Annotated in this window: 18 protein-coding genes; 8 read left to right on the plus strand and 10 right to left on the minus strand. The window is 67.4% G+C overall.

Going from position 1 to position 16,988, the window contains the following annotated elements; all coding sequences use genetic code 11:
* Positions 1–136: 136 nt before the first annotated feature.
* Positions 137–331, plus strand: a complete 195-nt coding sequence (locus BMZ69_RS31215; RefSeq protein ID WP_139219094.1) for a hypothetical protein — start codon at positions 137–139, stop codon at positions 329–331.
* A gap of 59 nt (positions 332–390) precedes the next feature.
* Here BMZ69_RS31215 and BMZ69_RS18915 read toward each other — a convergent pair whose 3' ends face one another.
* Positions 391–828 carry a DUF1489 family protein gene (locus BMZ69_RS18915; RefSeq protein WP_092159460.1) on the minus strand — a complete coding sequence of 146 codons (438 nt, stop codon included), beginning with the start codon at positions 826–828 and terminating at the stop codon, positions 391–393.
* A 260-nt stretch (positions 829–1,088) separates the two neighbouring features.
* Here BMZ69_RS18915 and BMZ69_RS18920 point away from each other — a divergent pair, with 260 nt between their 5' ends.
* Positions 1,089–1,868, plus strand: a complete 780-nt coding sequence (locus tag BMZ69_RS18920; RefSeq protein WP_092159462.1) for an SDR family NAD(P)-dependent oxidoreductase — start codon at positions 1,089–1,091, stop codon at positions 1,866–1,868.
* A 105-nt stretch (positions 1,869–1,973) separates the two neighbouring features.
* Entirely contained in the window at positions 1,974–2,813 is an 840-nt protein-coding gene (locus BMZ69_RS18925) for an aminoglycoside phosphotransferase family protein (RefSeq protein WP_092159464.1), read from the plus strand.
* 192 nt (positions 2,814–3,005) lie between these two features.
* Here the strand turns inward: BMZ69_RS18925 and BMZ69_RS18930 are convergent, their stop codons facing one another.
* Positions 3,006–4,991, minus strand: a complete 1,986-nt coding sequence (locus BMZ69_RS18930; RefSeq protein WP_092159466.1) for an acetyl/propionyl/methylcrotonyl-CoA carboxylase subunit alpha — start codon at positions 4,989–4,991, stop codon at positions 3,006–3,008.
* A 27-nt stretch (positions 4,992–5,018) separates the two neighbouring features.
* Positions 5,019–5,702, minus strand: coding sequence for a cation efflux transmembrane domain-containing protein (locus BMZ69_RS31660; RefSeq protein WP_092159468.1), 684 nt, complete (start codon positions 5,700–5,702; stop codon positions 5,019–5,021).
* 218 nt (positions 5,703–5,920) lie between these two features.
* Here BMZ69_RS31660 and BMZ69_RS18940 point away from each other — a divergent pair, with 218 nt between their 5' ends.
* On the plus strand, positions 5,921–7,324 hold the full coding sequence (locus BMZ69_RS18940; RefSeq protein ID WP_092159470.1) for an alanine/glycine:cation symporter family protein: 1,404 nt from the start codon (positions 5,921–5,923) through the stop codon (positions 7,322–7,324).
* 51 nt (positions 7,325–7,375) lie between these two features.
* On the opposite strand, the gene BMZ69_RS18945 is transcribed toward BMZ69_RS18940, so the two are convergent.
* The gene (locus BMZ69_RS18945) at positions 7,376–8,137 is read right to left on the minus strand and encodes an SDR family oxidoreductase (protein WP_092159472.1); all 762 of its coding nucleotides are present in this window, start codon (positions 8,135–8,137) and stop codon (positions 7,376–7,378) included.
* 115 nt (positions 8,138–8,252) lie between these two features.
* Positions 8,253–9,512, minus strand: a complete 1,260-nt coding sequence (locus BMZ69_RS18950) for a DUF2254 domain-containing protein (protein WP_092159474.1) — start codon at positions 9,510–9,512, stop codon at positions 8,253–8,255.
* Positions 9,513–9,618: 106 nt separating this feature from the next.
* Between BMZ69_RS18950 and BMZ69_RS18955 the strand changes: the two genes are divergently transcribed.
* Positions 9,619–10,704, plus strand: coding sequence for a Kelch repeat-containing protein (locus BMZ69_RS18955; protein WP_092159476.1), 1,086 nt, complete (start codon positions 9,619–9,621; stop codon positions 10,702–10,704).
* Here BMZ69_RS18955 and BMZ69_RS18960 read toward each other — a convergent pair.
* Positions 10,691–11,659 carry a nucleoside recognition domain-containing protein gene (locus BMZ69_RS18960; protein WP_092159478.1) on the minus strand — a complete coding sequence of 323 codons (969 nt, stop codon included), beginning with the start codon at positions 11,657–11,659 and terminating at the stop codon, positions 10,691–10,693. The genes BMZ69_RS18955 and BMZ69_RS18960 overlap by 14 nt on opposite strands.
* A 114-nt stretch (positions 11,660–11,773) precedes the next feature.
* Between BMZ69_RS18960 and BMZ69_RS18965 the strand changes: the two genes are divergently transcribed.
* Together BMZ69_RS18965 and BMZ69_RS31665 are read left to right on the plus strand one after the other, a co-directional pair.
* Positions 11,774–12,226, plus strand: coding sequence for an Lrp/AsnC family transcriptional regulator (locus BMZ69_RS18965; protein WP_092159480.1), 453 nt, complete (start codon positions 11,774–11,776; stop codon positions 12,224–12,226).
* 72 nt (positions 12,227–12,298) lie between these two features.
* Positions 12,299–12,442: a hypothetical protein gene (locus BMZ69_RS31665; RefSeq protein WP_175506870.1), complete on the plus strand. Its 144-nt coding sequence runs from the start codon at positions 12,299–12,301 to the stop codon at positions 12,440–12,442.
* 107 nt (positions 12,443–12,549) lie between these two features.
* Here BMZ69_RS31665 and BMZ69_RS18970 read toward each other — a convergent pair whose 3' ends face one another.
* A complete protein-coding gene (locus tag BMZ69_RS18970) occupies positions 12,550–12,972 on the minus strand; it encodes a GNAT family N-acetyltransferase (RefSeq protein WP_092159482.1) in 423 nt (140 codons plus the stop codon).
* Positions 12,973–13,192: 220 nt separating this feature from the next.
* Here BMZ69_RS18970 and BMZ69_RS18975 point away from each other — a divergent pair, with 220 nt between their 5' ends.
* Entirely contained in the window at positions 13,193–14,158 is a 966-nt protein-coding gene (locus BMZ69_RS18975; RefSeq protein WP_175506871.1) for a tripartite tricarboxylate transporter substrate binding protein, read from the plus strand.
* Positions 14,159–14,289: 131 nt separating this feature from the next.
* On the opposite strand, the gene BMZ69_RS18980 is transcribed toward BMZ69_RS18975, so the two are convergent.
* The 3 genes from BMZ69_RS18980 to lipB form a co-directional block, all read right to left on the minus strand.
* The gene (locus BMZ69_RS18980) at positions 14,290–15,888 is read right to left on the minus strand and encodes a carboxyl transferase domain-containing protein (protein ID WP_244543441.1); all 1,599 of its coding nucleotides are present in this window, start codon (positions 15,886–15,888) and stop codon (positions 14,290–14,292) included.
* A gap of 116 nt (positions 15,889–16,004) precedes the next feature.
* Positions 16,005–16,202 (minus strand): hypothetical protein, encoded by a 198-nt coding sequence (locus BMZ69_RS31670; protein ID WP_175506872.1) that lies wholly within the window; start codon positions 16,200–16,202, stop codon positions 16,005–16,007.
* 67 nt (positions 16,203–16,269) lie between these two features.
* Positions 16,270–16,974 carry a lipoyl(octanoyl) transferase LipB gene (gene lipB, locus BMZ69_RS18990; RefSeq protein ID WP_092159500.1) on the minus strand — a complete coding sequence of 235 codons (705 nt, stop codon included), beginning with the start codon at positions 16,972–16,974 and terminating at the stop codon, positions 16,270–16,272.
* Positions 16,975–16,988: the final 14 nt, after the last annotated feature.

A 16,988-nucleotide genomic window follows, 5' to 3' on the forward strand; every position in this document is an offset into this window, starting at 1 on the left:
ATTGCTCGTCATTCAACCAAAACAAGCGGCTCATGGAACTTACCTCTCCCATGACCTGCTTGAATCACAAACTGGCCGTTGAGTTTAGACCCTAGTGGGCGGCGATAGCGGTCTTGCCCCGGGGCAGCGCCTTGAGATGACCGACAGCAACTGGCCGGGCGCCGGCGAGAGCCGTCAGCCCAGCCAATCGCCGGCCGCGGATCTCGACGCCGCGTGTCAGGCGCGCGTTGAGGCGTTTGGCGAAAGCGGCAATGCGAGCAAAAATCCTGAACATGGTGGTTCACGTCACATGCGCCTGACCGCGATGGGTGGCGCTTCCACCATGATGTAGGAACCTCGGCATAAGGCTTCGAAGCGTTTCGCAGCCGCCAGCCTAAGCGTTCCGTAAAGTTACAGCAGCCCCAGCTCCGCCAGCTCCCGGCGCATCTGCTCCGGCATGACGCCGAGATCGCCGCCGCGCTCGGAGATGTCGCGCGGCGCGTCCTTGTCCTGCAGGTAGCGCCAGCCCTGGAACGGCCGGAACGGCCTCGGCTCGACCGGCACCACCACCGGCTCCATCACCAGATGGCAGCGCCCGATGCCCTCGCCGTCGGTGAAGGGGCGGATGTCGATCAGGCGCTGGCGCGCCGAGACCTGGCCCTTGATCACCCAGTAGAGCGAGCCGCCGTTGACGATCTCCTCGATCCGCTTCGGCACCATGCGGGTGGTGTGCAGCTGCTCCAACGGCTCGCCGCGAGCGCGGCGCTGCGTCTGCCGCTCGACGATCCACGCTTCGAGATCGCTGATCGATTCGGCGCCGACGCAGAGCTTGAGGATATGGAGCGGCATGGCGGGCAACCTAATCCTCACTGAGGCGCCTCGCCAGAGCCCGGAGCCTTTCTCCACAAGCCGACGAACCCTTCCCCGTCATGGTCGGGCTTGTCCCGACCATCCACGTCTTTCCTGATGCAACGCGGTGTCCGAGACGTGGATGCTCGCCACAAGGGCGAGCATGACGGCAGAGACGCCGGGGTGGCCCGCGCCAGCGCGGCCATGACGGCGCCGCTCGCGCAGGCTACTAAGGCCACCGACCCGAACGGAGGCACGACATGCGCGGACTGCAAGGCAAGGCCATTCTCGTCACCGGCTCCTCGACCGGCATCGGCTATGCGATGGCCGAACGCTTGATCGCCGAGGGCGCCAAGGTGTTGATCCATGGCCGCGAGCAGAACGAGGTCGATACCGCCTGCCGCAAGCTCGGCCCCGCGACCTCTGGCGCGATCGGCGATCTCGCCGAGCCGGCGACGGCCCAGACACTGGTCGATGCGACGCGAAAGGCCTTCGGCCGCATCGACGGCCTCGTCAACAATGCCGGCATCTATCCGCGCGGCGTGCTGGGCGAGACGACGGCTGCGTTCTTCGACCATATGTTCGCGATCAACACCCGTGCGCCGCTGCTCTGCGCCGAGGCGGCGATCCGCGCCTTCCGCCTGCAGAAATCCGGCGGCTCGATCCTCACCGTCGGCTCGATCAACGCCTGGTGCGGCAATTCCAATCTCACCGTCTATTCGATGTCGAAGGGAGCGCTGATGACGATGACGCGCAACCTCGCCAACACGCTCGGGCGCGAGCATATCCGGGTCAACCAGCTCAATGTCGGCTGGACCTTCACCGCCAACGAAGATGCAACCCAGCAGCGCGAGGGCAAGAAGCCGGGCTGGGAGAAGGAGGTGCCGCTCGAATTCGCCCCCTTCGGAGAGATCATGCAGCCGGCCGAGATCGCCGCCCACACCGCCTTCTGGCTGTCGGAGGAGAGCGGCCATGTCTCCGGCCAGATCTACGAGGTCGAGCAATACCCGCTGCTGGGCCGCGGACGGGCGGCGGACTAAGCTCTGACGTCATTGCGAGGAGCGCAGCGACGAAGCAATCCAGAGCGCCCGCACAATCCCTCTGGATTGCTTCGCTTACGCTCGCAATGACGGAATAGGCAGACGATGCCGACCGACGCCTTTTCGCCCTGGCTCACCCGCTGGACCCTCGAACCCGCCGGTGAGCCGATCAGAACCCATGCCAGCCGGCTGTTGCCTGTCCTGCAGGATGGCCGGCCGGCCATGCTGAAACTGCCCGAGGTCGAGGATGAGCGCCGCGGCTACCTGCCGCTCGAATACTGGAACGGCGACGGCGCCGCCCGCCTCCTCGCCCGCAGCGAACATGGCGAGGCGATGCTGATCGAGCGCGCAACCGGTACGCACTCGCTCGCGGCCATGGCCCGCGGCGGCGCGGCCGGCGACGACGAGGCCACCGCCATCCTCTGCGACGCCATCGCCGCCTTGCAGAAGCCGCGCGGCCCGGCGCCCTCAGGCCTGATCCCGCTGGAGACTTGGTTCAATGACCTGTTCCCGGCGGCAGCCCAGCACGGCGGCATCCTTGCGCGCTCCGCCATACTGGCAAGCGAACTCCTGCCCACGCAGCGCGAGATCATGCCGCTGCATGCCGACCTGCACCACGACAATGTGCTCGATTTCGAAGGGAGGGGCTGGCTCGCCATCGACCCGAAATCGGTGATCGGCGACCGCGCCTTCGAATACACCATCCTGTTCTGCGATCCTGATCTCGCCGATCCGGAGCCGCCCGTCGCGACCGTGCCGGGCCGCTTCGAGCGCCGGCTGGAGATCGTGCTGGCCAAATCCGGCCTGGAGCGCGAGCGCCTGCTCAAATGGGTCCTGGCCTGGTGCGGGCTCTCGGCCGCCTGGTTCGCCGAAGACGAGGACCCATTGGCGCAGATCAACCTCAGCGTGGCCGAGCGGGCCATCGTGGCGTTGGACAGCCCGTAGCCGGCAGCCGAAACAGGCGCGGGATCCCCTCTCCTGGAAGGAGAGGGGTAGGGGTGAGGTGTTCGGCAGCTGAATCGTTGGCTGGAACGTAACAACGCGACCGCTCGCGGAACTGGTCAAACGGCCTACACCTCACCCTGCCCTCTCCTTCCAGGAGAGGGTTCCCCGCGCCTCCGCTGTCAGGGGGAGCGCTCACTCCCCGAGCACCACCACCTTCGCGCCCTCGGCCACCTGCGCCCCCGGCTCGGCGCCGAGTTCGGTGACGGTGCCGTCGCGCGGGGCGGTCAGGACGTGCTCCATCTTCATCGCTTCGACGATGGCGAGCCGCTGGCCCTTCACCACCGCCTCGCCAGCCGTGACGAAGAGCGCGATCAGCTTGCCGTGCATCGGCGCCTTGATCACGCCGCCCGCCCCCGCCTCCGCATCGAGATCGACGCTGAACGGGTCGAACAGCGCGACCGCCGTCTGCCGGCCGCGATGCAATGCGAGATAGGTTCCGCCTTCGGCCCGGGCGAGCGTCACCTCATGCTCGCCCTCATCGAGCGGATGGCCCGGCAAAGAGACGCGCGCATCGTCGCCGTTCCACTCGATCTTGGCCTCGATCCGCTCGCCATCGACCAGCAGCGGCAGGCCGAGCGCCGGGCGCGGCATCAGCGAGAAAGCATCGGCGTCGAGCCAGGGCGACTTGGCCTCGTCGCCGGTCCGCTCTACGGCAAGGTCTAGTACAGCCACCTGGCGCTCCTCCTCAAGCTGCAAGGCTGCCGCTGCGACCGCCGCCGCATCGAGCGGCTGCGGCTCGGCCCCGAGCGCCGTGATGTTGCGCTCGATGAAGCCGGTATCGAACGGCCCCTTCCGGAAGCCCTCCGCCTCGGCCAGCTTCTTCAGGAAGGCGAGATTGGTACGCGGCCCGGCGACGATGGTCTCGCCGAGCGCGAAGGCGAGATGGTCGAGCGCCTCGTCGCGGGTGCGGCCATGCGCGATCACCTTGGCGATCATCGGGTCATAATACGGCGTCACCGAATCGCCGGCCTCGACGCCGGTATCGATGCGGATGTCCTCGCTCTGCGGGAATTGCAGCGCCCAGAGCTTGCCGGTCGAGGGCAGGAAACCCTTCTCCGGGTCCTCGGCATAGAGCCGCGCCTCGACGGCATGGCCCTCGGCCCGGACATCCTCCTGCGTGAAGCCGAGCGGCTCGCCGGCGGCGACCTTGAGCTGGAGCTCGACCAGATCGAGCCCGGTGATCGCCTCGGTGACGGGATGCTCGACCTGGAGGCGAGTGTTCATCTCCATGAAGTAGAAGCGGTCGGCGCGCAGGCCGTCGCGCCCGTCGGCGATGAACTCGACCGTGCCGGCGCCGACATAGCCGACCGCCTTGGCCGCTTCCGTCGCCGCCTTGCCCATGGCGGCGCGCACCTCCGGCGTCATGCCTGGTGCCGGCGCTTCCTCGATCACCTTCTGGTGGCGGCGCTGCAGCGAGCAGTCACGCTCGTAGAGGTGGACGACATTGCCGTGGCTGTCGCCGAACACCTGGATTTCGACATGGCGCGGCGAGAGCACGTATTTCTCGACCAGCACGCGCGCATCGCCGAAGGCGTTCTTGCCCTCGCGCTGGGCGCTCGACAGAGCGTCGGCGAAGTCCTCGGGCCGATCGACCTTCTTCATGCCCTTGCCGCCACCACCGGCGACCGCCTTGATCAGCACGGGATAGCCGATGCGCTCGGCCTCCTGGCTTAGGAAATCGACGCCCTGCTCGGCGCCGTGATAGCCCGGCACGACCGGGACATTGGCCTTCTCGACCAGCGCCTTGGCCGCGTCCTTCAGGCCCATGGCGCTGATGGCGGAGGCCGGCGGGCCGACGAAGACGATGCCGGCGGCCGCGCAGGCCTCGGCGAATTCGACATTCTCGGAGAGGAAGCCGTAGCCCGGGTGAATGCAGGCGGCGCCAGACTCCTTCGCCACGGCGAGAATTTTCTGCGCATCGAGATAGCTCTCGCGCGCCGGCGCCGGGCCGATCCGATAGGCCTCGTCCGCCATCTCGACGAACAGCGCCTCGGCATCTGCGTCGGAATAGACCGCGATGGTGCGCAGGCCGAGCCGCTTGGCGGTGCGGATCACCCGGCAGGCGATCTCGCCGCGATTGGCGATCAGAATGGAGGGCAGTTTGGCGGCAATCGACATGAGGGCATCCTTCGACCGATGCCCTCGTTATAGCCCGGCTTGCGCGCCTGTCTCTGCCTTGTTGCGCACGTCGGACTTCGCATCGGCACGCGTCGCCCGCCAGATCGCCCAGCTCGCCTGGAAGCAGAGGAAGGCGACGAAGACGTCGAACAGGTATTCGGGCCAGCGTACCGGCAGCAGCCGCGCGGCGAGGCCGAGCAGCGCAAAACCCGTCGTCGAGATCGCGTCGTTGCGCGAGGACAGCCAGGTCGCCTTGATCACCGGATTCGTCTCGGCCCGGAAGCGCCAGAGTACGCCGATGATGAGATAGGCGATCAGGATCGCGCTCGCCGCCGAGAAGCCGAGCGTGAAGAGCTCGATCGGCCGCGGCCGCAGGATCTTGTCCCAGAGATCGTAGAGCGTGTGGAAGCCGGCGACGGCCATCACCGCGCCGATGCCGAGCGCCGCCAGCTTCTCGGCCCGCTCGTCGCGGCCGAAGACCAGCGCGGCGATGCCGTAGAGCGCGACGTCGTAGACCCAGTCGACGCCGTCCTTGAACAATTGGTTGTTGCTGACGGCAATCGCCCAGAGCACGACATTGCCGGCGAAGATCAGGATGCCGAGCGCGATGCCCCAGATCGTCAGGCGATAGGCTCGCCCGACCTTGGGATCGACCGGTGCGGCATGGCCCTGCTCGCTCTGAATCTCTGCTGAACGCTCAAGGCTCGCCACTGGAAGCTCCGCACCGCGTCACGGCCACTCTCGCCCAATCAGCCTGCACAGCAAGCCAAACTTCCTTTCCAACGCACCGGGCGCATGTTTAGCTGGCACGACGCAACCTCAGGGAGAAAGTCACTTAGGCACCGCTTATCGAGCGCGACGCTGTAGGCGGCCGCGACGAGACGATCGGATCGAACTTTCAGAACATTCTTTGGCGGGGGCAAATCGGCATGACTGCGATCATTGGATTCCTCAACACCGTCTTCTGGGGCTACGTGCTGATCTACGGCCTGCTGGCGGTCGGCATCTTCTTCACCCTGCGGCTGAAATTCGTTCAGATCCTGCATTTTCCAGAGCTCTTCCGCTCGGTGCTCAATGCCCCCGTCGAGGACAAGAGCGGCATCACCCCGTTCCAGGCGCTGTGCACCAGCCTCGCCTCGCGCGTCGGCACCGGCAATCTCGCCGGCGTCGCGGTCGCTCTCTATCTCGGCGGCCCCGGCGCGATCTTCTGGATGTGGATGGTCGCCCTCGTCGGCATGGCCACCGCCTATTCGGAAAGCACGCTCGCGCAGCTCTACAAGATCCGCGACGAGAACGGGCAATATCGCGGCGGCCCGGCCTTCTACATCGCCAAGGGGCTGAACGCGCCCTGGGCGGCCGTGTTGTTCTCGCTCTGCCTGATCCTGGTCTTCGGCCTGGTCTTCAATGCTGTGCAGGCCAACTCGATCGCCGACGCCATGCAGGGCGCCTTCGGCTTCGACAAGATCTATGTCGGCGTCGCGCTCGCGGTGCTCTCGGCCGTCGTCATCTTCGGCGGCATCAGCACGATCGCCCGCGTCGCCGAATATGTCGTGCCGTTCATGGCCATCGCCTATCTCCTGGTCGCGATCTACGTGCTGGTCGTGAACATCGCCGAGGTGCCGGCGATGTTCGCCCTCATCGTCAAGAGCGCCTTCGGGCTGGAGGCCGCTGGCGGCGGCATCGCCGCGGCGATGCTGAACGGCGTCAAGCGCGGCCTGTTCTCCAACGAGGCCGGCATGGGTTCGGCCCCCAACATCGCCGCGGTGGCGACGCCGAACCCGCACCATCCCTCGTCGCAAGGCTTCGTCCAGGCGCTCGGCGTCTTCATCGACACGATCCTGATCTGCACAGCGACGGCGATCATGATCCTGCTCTCGCAAAAGCTGGTGCCCGGCTCCGGCATCACCGGCACGCCGCTGACCCAGGAGGCGATGACGGTGCATATCGGCGCGGCCGGGCGCTATTTCATCGCGGTGGCGATCTTCTTCTTCGCCTTCACCTCGATCATCGGCAACTACGCCTATGCCGAGAACGCGATGACCTATCTCGGCGCCAATGGGCCGACCGGACTGACGATCCTGCGGCTCGGCTCGCTGGCGATGGTGATCTGGGGCGCCTATGAAAGCGTCGCGACCGTGTTCGACGCCGCCGATGCGGTGATGGGCCTGATGGCCTCGATCAACCTGATCGCGATCGTGCTGCTCTCGGGCACGGTGGCGAAGCTGACCGCCGACTTCCTGGCCCAGCGCAAGACCGGAACGCCGCGCTTCGATGCGGCGCAGTATCCCGAGCTCGCCGGCAAGATCGACCGCCAGATCTGGGACGAGAAATAGGCGCGAAACCAGCCGGCGCCGCCCTGGCGGCGCCGGTTGGCGATGAGCGTCTCAGCCGCGGCCGACGAGCGGGGCCTTGGTCGCCATCACCGTGACGAACAGAATGTTGGCGTCGAGCGGCAGGCCGGCCATGTGCAGCACCGTGGTGGCGACATGGCCGACGTCCATCACCGGCTCGACCTTGATCGAGCCGTCCGGCTGCGGCACGCCGGTGGTCATCTTCTTCGCCATCTCGGTCAGCGCATTGCCGATATCGACCTGACCGACGGCGATGTCGTATTTGCGTCCGTCGAGCGAGGCGGTCTTGGTCAGGCCGGAGATGGCGTGCTTGGTCGCGGTATAGGCGGCCGAATTCGGCCGCGGCACCTGTGCCGAGATCGAGCCGTTGTTGATGATCCGCCCGCCGCGCGGCTCCTGCGACTTCATCGCCTTGAAGGCTTCCTGCGTGCACAGAAACGGGCCGGTCAGATTGGTGTCGACCACCTTCTGCCAATCCTCCAGCGAGAGGTCCTCGAGCAGCACGCCGCCCGGCGCATTGACGCCGGCATTGTTGAACAGCACGTCGACGCGGCCGAACTTGTCCTTGGTCTTGGCGAACAGCGCCTCGACGGACTTCTTGTCGGTGACGTCGGTCGAGACCGCGAGCGCCTGCTCGGCCGGCGCGCCCGAGAGCTTGATCGTCTCTTCCAGCGCATCGATGCGGCGCCCAGCCAGCACGGTGCGGTAGCCATCCTTCAGGAAGGCGATGGCGACGGACCGGCCGACGCCCGAGCCGGCACCGGTGATGATCGCGACCTTGTTATGCCCAGACATGCGCTTCCTCGTCTTTTTGCAATTTCAACCGTTTCAAGTGCCGCACGATAACAGCGCATGCAGTATGCTGAAGCGGACCCGCCGCGCAACCGCGATGCCCGCGCTGCGTGCCGGCTCAGTCGCCCAGCTTCGCCGCAGCGCGCACCCTTGCGGAAAGTTCGACCACTGCGCGCCGGTCCGGTTCGAACGTCAGCGCCGCCACGGCACGTGCCGCCGCGAGTTCGGCGTGGCGCAGCGCAGCCGGCGTCAGCCGGCCCGAGCCGGCGGCTGCCAGGATGGCGAGCGCCTTCTGCACCCTGATGCCGACTTCGACCAGCGCTGCCCCGTCGCGCGCCAATGGCGTGAACACGTCGTCGAGCAGGTCGTGCTCGTCGAGGCCGGGGACCGTGACATGCCGGCAGGCCGGCGCCTCGTCCGCGCCCTCCCCGGCCCAAATCGACAGGATCCGCACTGCGCGCCCGATCACGTCGATCGCGGTACCCGGATCGTTGACCGCCGGCGACAACGCCCGCGAGGCGATCTCGGCGAGGACCGACAGGCCGAAGCGCGGGTCCTGGTCGAAGGAGCGCATGTCGCCGATGCTGAAAGCTTTTTGCACGGCCCCGAGTTGCTCCTCTTCCAGCCGGCGGCTCGAGCGGGCGAGGATGCTCTCGCGCGCCACGAATGCGCCCGGCAGTACCAGCACGTCGATGCGCCCGCCGGCCGCCTGCGCCAGCTTGTCGAGCGCCGCGACGTCGAGATGCTGGAGATAGCCGGTCTCGCTCGCAAGGATCGGCACGCCCTCCGGCATGCCCCCGGCTGGCGGCGGCAAGGCACCCAGATGCGGCTTTCGCCGGCGCTCGCGCAACGCCTCGGCTGCGGCCTCCTCGACCCGCCGGGTCGTTTCCCCGAGCCGCCCGAGGCGCGACAGGTATTCGATCCAGCGCAGCAGGGTGACCACCACGAGGGCGATCACAGCGATGGTCGCGATGAAGAGGACGGCGCGCCCCTCGCCGCCATAGACGCCGGTGCTGAGCGCCACGATGCCGACGATGCTGAACAGGAAGGCGCCGATGAACGTCGAGAGCGCGTTCTGGGCCTTGGTGTCCTGCAGCAGCAGCATCGTCGCCCGTGGCGTGACGCCGGTCGCCGCAGCGGCGTAGGCCGAGACCATGGCGCCGAGCGAGAAGGTCGTCACCGCCAGCATGCTCGATGCCATGATGCCGAGCACATTATCGACGGCGTCGGCGCCGATCCGGACCGAGAGGGCCGGCGGAATGAACGGCTTCAGCCAGATCGCCACGAGCGCCGTCAGCGCGCCAAGCAGCGAGAACAGGGCCGAGCGCACCCAGAGCCGTCGCGTGAACTGCGCCAGAAGCCATTGCCAGCGCGTCATGCGGCTCGCCTTTCACCAGGTCGTGATTCCATCGCCAGCTTGCACGCCGGCGGGACCCATTGCCAACGCCCGTGCGGGCCGTAGGTTCACCATGGGAGGACGCATCATGACCAGCCTGAGCCGCCGCAGTTTCATCGCCGCCGGGGCCGCCGGTCTCGCCGCCCAGGTCTTCGCCCAGCAACCGGGCCACGAGCATCATGGCGGCCATTACGAGCGGCTGAACCAGCCCGGCCGCATCGGCAAGCCCGAGCTCGCCGCCTCGCAGAACGTCTTCGATTCACCGGTGCCCAAGGCCGCCAATCCGGGACGCTGGAGCACGAAGGCGCTGCTGCCGCTGCCGCGCTCGGAAATGGCCTGGGCGGCGGCGCATGACGACCGCATGCACATCGTCGGCGGCTATGGCGAGCAGCGCACCGACCGGGCCTACCACCATGTCTACGATCCCAAGGCCGACAAATGGAGCGACGGCGCGCCGTTGCCGCAGGGCGCCAACCATGTCGGCGTAGCCTTCCTCGACGGAAAACTCTACGCCATCGGCGGCTTCCTGGAGCAGAACCGCAAGCCGCATCCGCAATGCTTCGTCTACGATCCCAGGGCGGACAAGTGGGCGCAGATCGCCCCGCTGCCCCGCCCGGTCGGCTCGGCCGCGATCGTCGGCCTGAACGGCGTGCTGCACGCCATCGGCGGCGCGATCGGCGACACCACCGACACCAAGACCTCGGTCGCCTGGCACCGCGTCTACGATCCGAAGGCCGATGCCTGGAGCGAGCGCACGCCGATGCCGACGGCGCGCGACCACACCGGCACGCTCGTGATCGGCAATCTGATCCACGTCATCGGCGGCCGCGTCGACTCGTTCCACACCAATTCGAACCTGCACCACGCCTATGACCCGGCGACCGACAAATGGGCGCCGCGCAACCCACTGCCGACCGCCCGCTCCGGCCATGGCGCCGTGCTCTATCGCGGCAAGGTCTTCATCATGGGCGGCGAAGGCACCAACCGCGTCTTCGGCCAGATGGAGGCCTATGACCCGGCGAGCGACGGCTGGGAGCAATACGCCCCGATGCTGACGCCGCGCCACGGCCTCGGCGCCGCCTTGGTCGGCGACGCCATCCACGTCGCCGGCGGCGGCCCGGTCATGGGCGGCGGCGTGCAGAGCGCCGTGCACGAGGCGTTCAGTTTGGGTTAAAGCGGCTCGCAGTGTCACCCTGCGCGACCGGAGCGCTGGAAAACCTGTCGAGGACGAAGGCGATGGCCGCCGTCGCCACGATCGCGAACAGCAGTCGTCCGAACAGGACGGTGGTCAGGTCCGCCCCTAGCGCGACCACGACCAGCGTGTCCTCGATCAGGCTGTGGGCGAAGCCCATGAAGACGCTGGCAAGAAAGATCTGGCGCGGCTCGATCGGCTGCCGGCGCACCTCGGCCAGCATCAGCCCGCTGCCATAGGAGATGCCGAGCAGCAGGCCGACGGTGGTGAAGGGCAGCGCCTCCTGGCGCAGGCCGACCAGCCGGAACAGCGGCGCGAGCGCCTTGTAGAGCAGATCGAGGATACCGGCCGCCCTGAGCAGCTCCATCGCCCAGGACAGAGCGAGCAGGACGGCGAGCATCACGACCAGCGTCTTGGCCAGCCCGTAGAAGAAACCGAGCCAGCCGGCCTCGCCCACTGCGGGCGTCCAGACCGGGGCCATCGGCTGCGACAGCCAGCCGGTCGCGGCAAAGAGCTGGTGCAGCAACGCGGCGAAGACAATCGCCCCGGCGATGCGGATGATCGACGTCGCCCAAAAATTCGGCCCAGCCCTGGCGACGATGCGCTGCTCGACCGGGATGGCATGCGCCAGCAGCAGCAGGGCCGAGAACACCGTCATGTCGGCGCTGCTGAGCGTCAGCGTCGGGATCAGCGTGAACAGCACGACGATGCCGCCCCACATCCCGACCAGCAATCCGGTCAGCCAGGCCAGGGCCAGCTCCGGCGGCAGGCCGAAAAGCTGCATCGCCGGCGCCAGCCAAGGCGAGACGGCCTTGATAACCCCGAACTCGGCCAGCGCCTGGGTCGCGATCGCGATCGGCACCATGACCACGACGAGCTCGCGGTAGACGACAAAGGTCTCGATCGTCTTGCGCTGGAATTGGGTCTGGAGCGGCATCGGCGGCAATCCTCGCTTGGTGCCGGGACGCTAGCGCCGATGCATGCGCGGCAGTGGTCAAAATCGCCGACTTCGTGCAATTTTATTGCACGACGCTCACCGAGGTTCGCCGTGATGGATCGCATCGACAGAAAGCTGCTGAACCTGCTGCAGGCCGATGCCTCGCGCACCAATGCGCAGCTGGCCGACGAGGTCGGGCTCGCCCCGTCGAGCTGCTTGCGGCGGATCAGGCGCCTGGAACAGGCCGGGCTGATCCTGCGCACCGTCGCGATCCTCGATCCCGTCAAGGCGGGCAAGAATCTGAAGGTGATCATCGCCGTCGAGCTCGCGCGGCATGACGAGCCGAGCCGGCGACGTTTCCTCGAATTGGCGGCGCGCCAGCCGGCTGTCGTCCAGGCCTATGGCGTCACCGGCCAGACCGATGTGATGCTGATGCTGCGCGTCGCCGACATGGACGAGGTGACGGCGCTGTGCGAGCTGCTGTTCGGCGAAGGCAGCAATGTCACGCGCTACTACACCATGGTCGTGAACAAGACCGCGAAGGAGACGACGGCGGTTCCGCTATGACCCGAGGACAAGCTCGCGCGACGATCCGGACTCTCCGAGCCTGATGAGAACGACCAGACCAGGAGTGACGGGGTGAAGATCTGGATGATCGGCATTGCGATCGTTGTTTTCATCTGCCTCGCGGCGATCGCACTGACTATGCTCGCGGACTTCGCGGACGTTCCCTGCCAGGATGGTGTCTGGGACAATGTCAGGAAGACCTGCGTGCCCACGTGAGACCAGGCCGCTCAGCCCCTCGCGAATGGCCGCACCCGGCCTGCGATCGGTGCGATGCGGTTCCCGGTGGCACACCATTGCGGCCGGGTTACCGCAGTCCGGCAGCCTCACCCCCGCCCGAGCAGCTTCTTCATCGACGGCGCGGGATGGAAGGCGTAGCGCTCGCGCTCGTAGAACGGGATCGCCTCGCGGCGTGCGTCGAGAAAGACGGCGGTAAGGCCGCGCGCTCGCGCATCCTCCTCGGCGAAGGCGAGCAGCGCCTTGCCGATCCCGCCACTGCGGACCCGCTCATCGACCACGAGATCGTCGACATGCAGATGCGGCCCGCGCGCCAGCGTATGGACCGGGCGCATGCCGAGCACCCCGACCAGCGCGCCATCGTGAAAGGCGCCGACGAGTTCATAGCCGGAGAAGGATTGCCGCTGCACGCGGCTCAGGAACTCGGCCTCGTCGAGTGCGGCCCGCAACTGCGCGACGACGGGAAAGGCCTGTGTCCATTCCGCCGGAACCAGCCGTCTGACTGAAACCATCGTGGTCCCCCATGCCATTGGCAGCGCTGCGCCTGCTCTTTTGGTGCTGAATTTCGTATCGCGCCGGCCGGCGGCGCGCCATTGCGACCAGGCGATCGCCGCCATGCGAGGACGCTCTGCGATATCCTGCATACAAAATTCCGCATACACTCTTGCCGCAGAGACAGGAGCGCTCTACTCCTTGCATGCAAGAGACAATGACAAGCACGGGAGGAGTAAGATGAAGGGATTCCGCACGCTCGCCTTGGCCCTGGGCGCGCTCGCCATCGGCGTTGCGCCGGCCTACGCCTTTCCGGACCGGCCGGTGCAGTTGATCGTGCCCTGGGCCGCCGGCGGCGGCATGGACGCGGTGATGCGCATTTTCGCCAACGGGCTGGAGGCGGAGCTGAAGCAGCCGGTCAACGTCATCAACCGCACCGGCGGCGGCGGCGTCACCGGCCATACCGCGATCGCGACCGGCGCGGCGGACGGCTACACCATCGGCGGCGTCAGCCCGGAGCTGTCATTCTTCAAGACGCTAGGCCTCGGTGACCTGACAGTCGACAGCGTCGACATGTTCTCGCGCGTCTCGCTCATTCCGGCCGGCGTCACCGTCAAGGCCGACGCGCCCTACAAGACCATCGCCGACTTCATCAAGGCGGTGAAGGACAGCCCGAAGGGCACCTTCACTTCATCGGGCACCGGCACCGGCGGTTCCTGGCACATCGCCTCCGGCGGCCTGATGAAGGCGGCCGGCCTGCCGGCCGACCAGATCCGCTGGGTGCCCAGCAATGGCGGCGCCCCGGCGCTGCAGGACCTCGCCGCCGGCGGCATCAGCGCCTTCACCGGCTCGCCGATCGAGGCCAAGGCGATGCTCGACGGCGGACGGGTCCGCACCATCCTGATGATGACCGAGGAGCGTCATCCGAACTTCCCCGACGTGCCGAGCGCCAAGGAGGCCGGCCTCGACTGGACCTATCAGAACTGGTTCGCCATCGCCGCGCCCAAGGGCGTGCCGGCCGACCGGCGCAAGATCCTCTACGAGGCGGCCGAGCGCACGATGAAGCGCGAGGATGTCCGCAAGGGCATGGCCGACCGCGGCATCACCCCGGTCTGGGACACGCCGGCGCAGCTGCAGGCTTATGTGAAGAGCTTCGGCGAACGCGGCAACGGCGTGCTGAAGGATCTCGGCCTGGCCAAGAACTGACGGCCTGGCCGTCATTCTCGGGCGAAGCGCAGCGCAGACCCGAGAATCTCATGACGAGAAGGCACCTATCGGAGCCTTCTCCTGCCTGAGATGCCCGGGTCTAGCCCGGGAATGACGCCTGTGGGGCGCGCTCACATCCGGAACACGCCGAAGCGGGTCTCCGGCACCTCGGCGTTGAGGCAGGCGGAGAAGGCGAGCGCCAGCACCCGGCGCGTCTCGGAGGGCAGGATGATGCCGTCGTCCCAGAGCCGGGCGGTGGCGTAATAGGGGGAGCCCTCGGATTCGATCTTGTCGCGGATCGGCGCCTTGAAGGCCTCCGCGTCTTCGGCGCTCCAGGGCTTGCCCTCGGCTTCGAGATTGTCGCCGCGCACGGTCGCGAGCACGCTCGCCGCCTGCTCGGCACCCATCACCGAGACCTTCGAATTCGGCCAGGCAAACAGGAAGCGCGGCGAATAGGCGCGCCCGCACATGCCGTAATTGCCGGCGCCGAACGACCCGCCGACCAGCACGGTGATCTTCGGCACCCGCGCCGAGGCGACCGCCGTGACCAGCTTGGCGCCGTCCTTGGCGATGCCGCGCGTCTCCGCCTCGCGCCCGACCATGAAGCCGGTGATGTTCTGGAGGAACAGCAGCGGGATGCGGCGCTGGCAGCAGAGCTCGATGAAATGCGCGCCCTTGAGCGCGCTCTCCGAGAACAGGATGCCGTTATTGCCGATGATGCCGACCGGGATGCCGTGGATGCGGGCAAAGCCCGTCACCAGCGTCGAGCCGTAGAGCGGCTTGAACTCGTCAAGCTGCGAGCCGTCGACCAGCCGGGCGATGACCTCGCGGATGTCGTACTGCTTCTTCAGGTCGGTCGGCACGACGGCATCGAGTTCGTCCGCGCCGTAGAGCGGCTCGACCGACTCGGCGAGATCGATATCGGGCCGCTTGACGCTGTTGAAATTGCTGGCGATGCGCCGCGCGATCGCGAGCGCATGGGTGTCGTCGCCGGCATAATGGTCGGCGACGCCCGAGAGCCGGGCATGGACGTCGGCGCCGCCGAGATCCTCGGCCGAGACGACCTCGCCGGTCGCAGCCTTCACCAGCGGCGGGCCGCCCAGGAAGATCGTGCCCTGGTTACGGACGATCACCGTCTCGTCCGACATCGCCGGCACATAGGCGCCGCCGGCGGTGCAGGAGCCCATCACCACCGCGACCTGCGGGATGCCGAGGCCCGACAGCGTCGCCTGATTGTAGAAGATCCGGCCGAAATGCTCGCGGTCCGGGAAGACCTCGGTCTGGTGCGGCAGGTTCGCGCCGCCCGAATCGACCAGGTAGATGCAAGGCAGCTTGTTCTCGCGCGCGATTTCCTGGGCGCGCAGATGCTTCTTCACCGTCATCGGGTAATAGGTGCCGCCCTTGATGGTGGCGTCGTTGCAGACGACCATCACCTCGCGCCCGGAAACCCGGCCGATGCCGGCGATCATACCGGCGCCGTGCACATCCTTGTCGTACATGTCGTATGCGGCGAGCGAGCCGATTTCGAGGAAGGCCGAGCCGGGATCGAGCAGGCGCAGCACGCGCTCACGCGGCAGCAGTTTTCCGCGCGCCGTATGGCGTTCGCGCGAGCGGGCATTGCCGCCGAGCGCGGCTGTGGCGCGCCTTTCCAGCAGTTGATCGCGGAGCGTGCTCCAGGCCGCGACATTGGTGCGCGCCTCGGCCGAATTGAGATCGACCTTGCTCTCGATGACCGCCACGGCGCGCTCCCTCACGACAATTCTTCAGTGCGGGTTATGGCGCGCCGGGCGCAAAAGGCAAACAGGCGACGGCGCGCAGATGCGCCGTGCGTGTTTCTGCGGAAGTGCTACTCCCGCATCCGCTTGACCGAGCCGGTCACGGTCGGAGCGGCGAAGGCGCCGACCGCACCGCCCGCGACGGCGCCGATCGGCCCGCCGATGATCGCGCCCGTTCCTGCCCCGGCGGCAGCGCCCGCAATGCGTTCCTCGGTGGTGGAGCAGGCTGAAAGCAGGGCTGCCAGGCAGCCCGCGAAGATGAGCTTCATCGTCATCGTCCCCGTGGTTTCGTCACGGGGAAAAGCATCCCGGCCGATGGTCAATGCGAGGTAAACGTCAGGAAACGGCGATAGTCGGCCCGAAAATCTGCTCGAATTCGGCCCGCAGCGCGCTGTCGACCTCCGGCATCGTCAGCGGCAGGCCCAGATCGACCAGTGAGGTCACGCCCTGGTCGGAGACGCCGCAGGGCACGATGCCGTCGAAATGCGCCAGCTCCGGCTCGACATTGAGCGAGATGCCATGAAACGAGACCCAGCGGCGGACGCGGATGCCGAGCGCCGCGATCTTGTCCTCGGCGCCCTCACCCTTCTCCGGCCGGCGCACCCAGACGCCGACGCGCTCCTCGCGCCGCTCACCGCGGACGTTGAAGGCGGCGAGCGTGCCGATCAGCCAGGCTTCCAGCGCCGAGACGAAGCGGCGCAGGTCCGGCTCGCGTCGCTTCAGGTCGAGCATGACATAGGCGACGCGCTGGCCGGGGCCGTGATAGGTGAACTGCCCGCCGCGCCCGGTGCGATGCACCGGAAAGCGCTCCGGCGTCAGCAGGTCCTCGTCCCTGGCCGAGGTCCCGGCCGTGTAGAGCGCCGGATGCTCGACCAGCCAGACGCGCTCGCGTGCCTTGCCGTCGGCGATAAGCGCGGCGCGCGCCTCCATCTCGGCGACGGCCGCCTCATAGCCGACCGGCTCGTCGGCGATCACCCATTCGACCGGCTCGGAACCCGCCTCGGGCAGGAACGAGACCGCAAGCGCCTCGCGCGTCTTCACGTTGGCTTAACCTA

Origin of the sequence: Allobosea sp. CRIB-10 (assembly GCF_900112185.1) — a bacterium.
Classification (GTDB): domain Bacteria; phylum Pseudomonadota; class Alphaproteobacteria; order Rhizobiales; family Beijerinckiaceae; genus Allobosea.

Bases quoted from the DNA above. Each gene is read 5' to 3' on its own strand.
- BMZ69_RS31215 (WP_139219094.1), top strand. From the start codon at position 137: ATGACCGACAGCAACTGGCCGGGCGCCGGCGAGAGCCGTCAGCCCAGC.
- BMZ69_RS18915 (WP_092159460.1), bottom strand. From the start codon at position 828: ATGCCGCTCCATATCCTCAAGCTCTGCGTCGGCGCCGAATCGATCAGC.
- BMZ69_RS18920 (WP_092159462.1), top strand. From the start codon at position 1,089: ATGCGCGGACTGCAAGGCAAGGCCATTCTCGTCACCGGCTCCTCGACC.
- BMZ69_RS18925 (WP_092159464.1), top strand. From the start codon at position 1,974: ATGCCGACCGACGCCTTTTCGCCCTGGCTCACCCGCTGGACCCTCGAA.
- BMZ69_RS18930 (WP_092159466.1), bottom strand. From the start codon at position 4,991: ATGTCGATTGCCGCCAAACTGCCCTCCATTCTGATCGCCAATCGCGGC.
- BMZ69_RS18940 (WP_092159470.1), top strand. From the start codon at position 5,921: ATGACTGCGATCATTGGATTCCTCAACACCGTCTTCTGGGGCTACGTG.
- BMZ69_RS18945 (WP_092159472.1), bottom strand. From the start codon at position 8,137: ATGTCTGGGCATAACAAGGTCGCGATCATCACCGGTGCCGGCTCGGGC.
- BMZ69_RS18950 (WP_092159474.1), bottom strand. From the start codon at position 9,512: ATGACGCGCTGGCAATGGCTTCTGGCGCAGTTCACGCGACGGCTCTGG.
- BMZ69_RS18955 (WP_092159476.1), top strand. From the start codon at position 9,619: ATGACCAGCCTGAGCCGCCGCAGTTTCATCGCCGCCGGGGCCGCCGGT.
- BMZ69_RS18960 (WP_092159478.1), bottom strand. From the start codon at position 11,659: ATGCCGCTCCAGACCCAATTCCAGCGCAAGACGATCGAGACCTTTGTC.
- BMZ69_RS18965 (WP_092159480.1), top strand. From the start codon at position 11,774: ATGGATCGCATCGACAGAAAGCTGCTGAACCTGCTGCAGGCCGATGCC.
- BMZ69_RS18970 (WP_092159482.1), bottom strand. From the start codon at position 12,972: ATGGTTTCAGTCAGACGGCTGGTTCCGGCGGAATGGACACAGGCCTTT.
- BMZ69_RS18975 (WP_175506871.1), top strand. From the start codon at position 13,193: ATGAAGGGATTCCGCACGCTCGCCTTGGCCCTGGGCGCGCTCGCCATC.
- BMZ69_RS31670 (WP_175506872.1), bottom strand. From the start codon at position 16,202: ATGAAGCTCATCTTCGCGGGCTGCCTGGCAGCCCTGCTTTCAGCCTGC.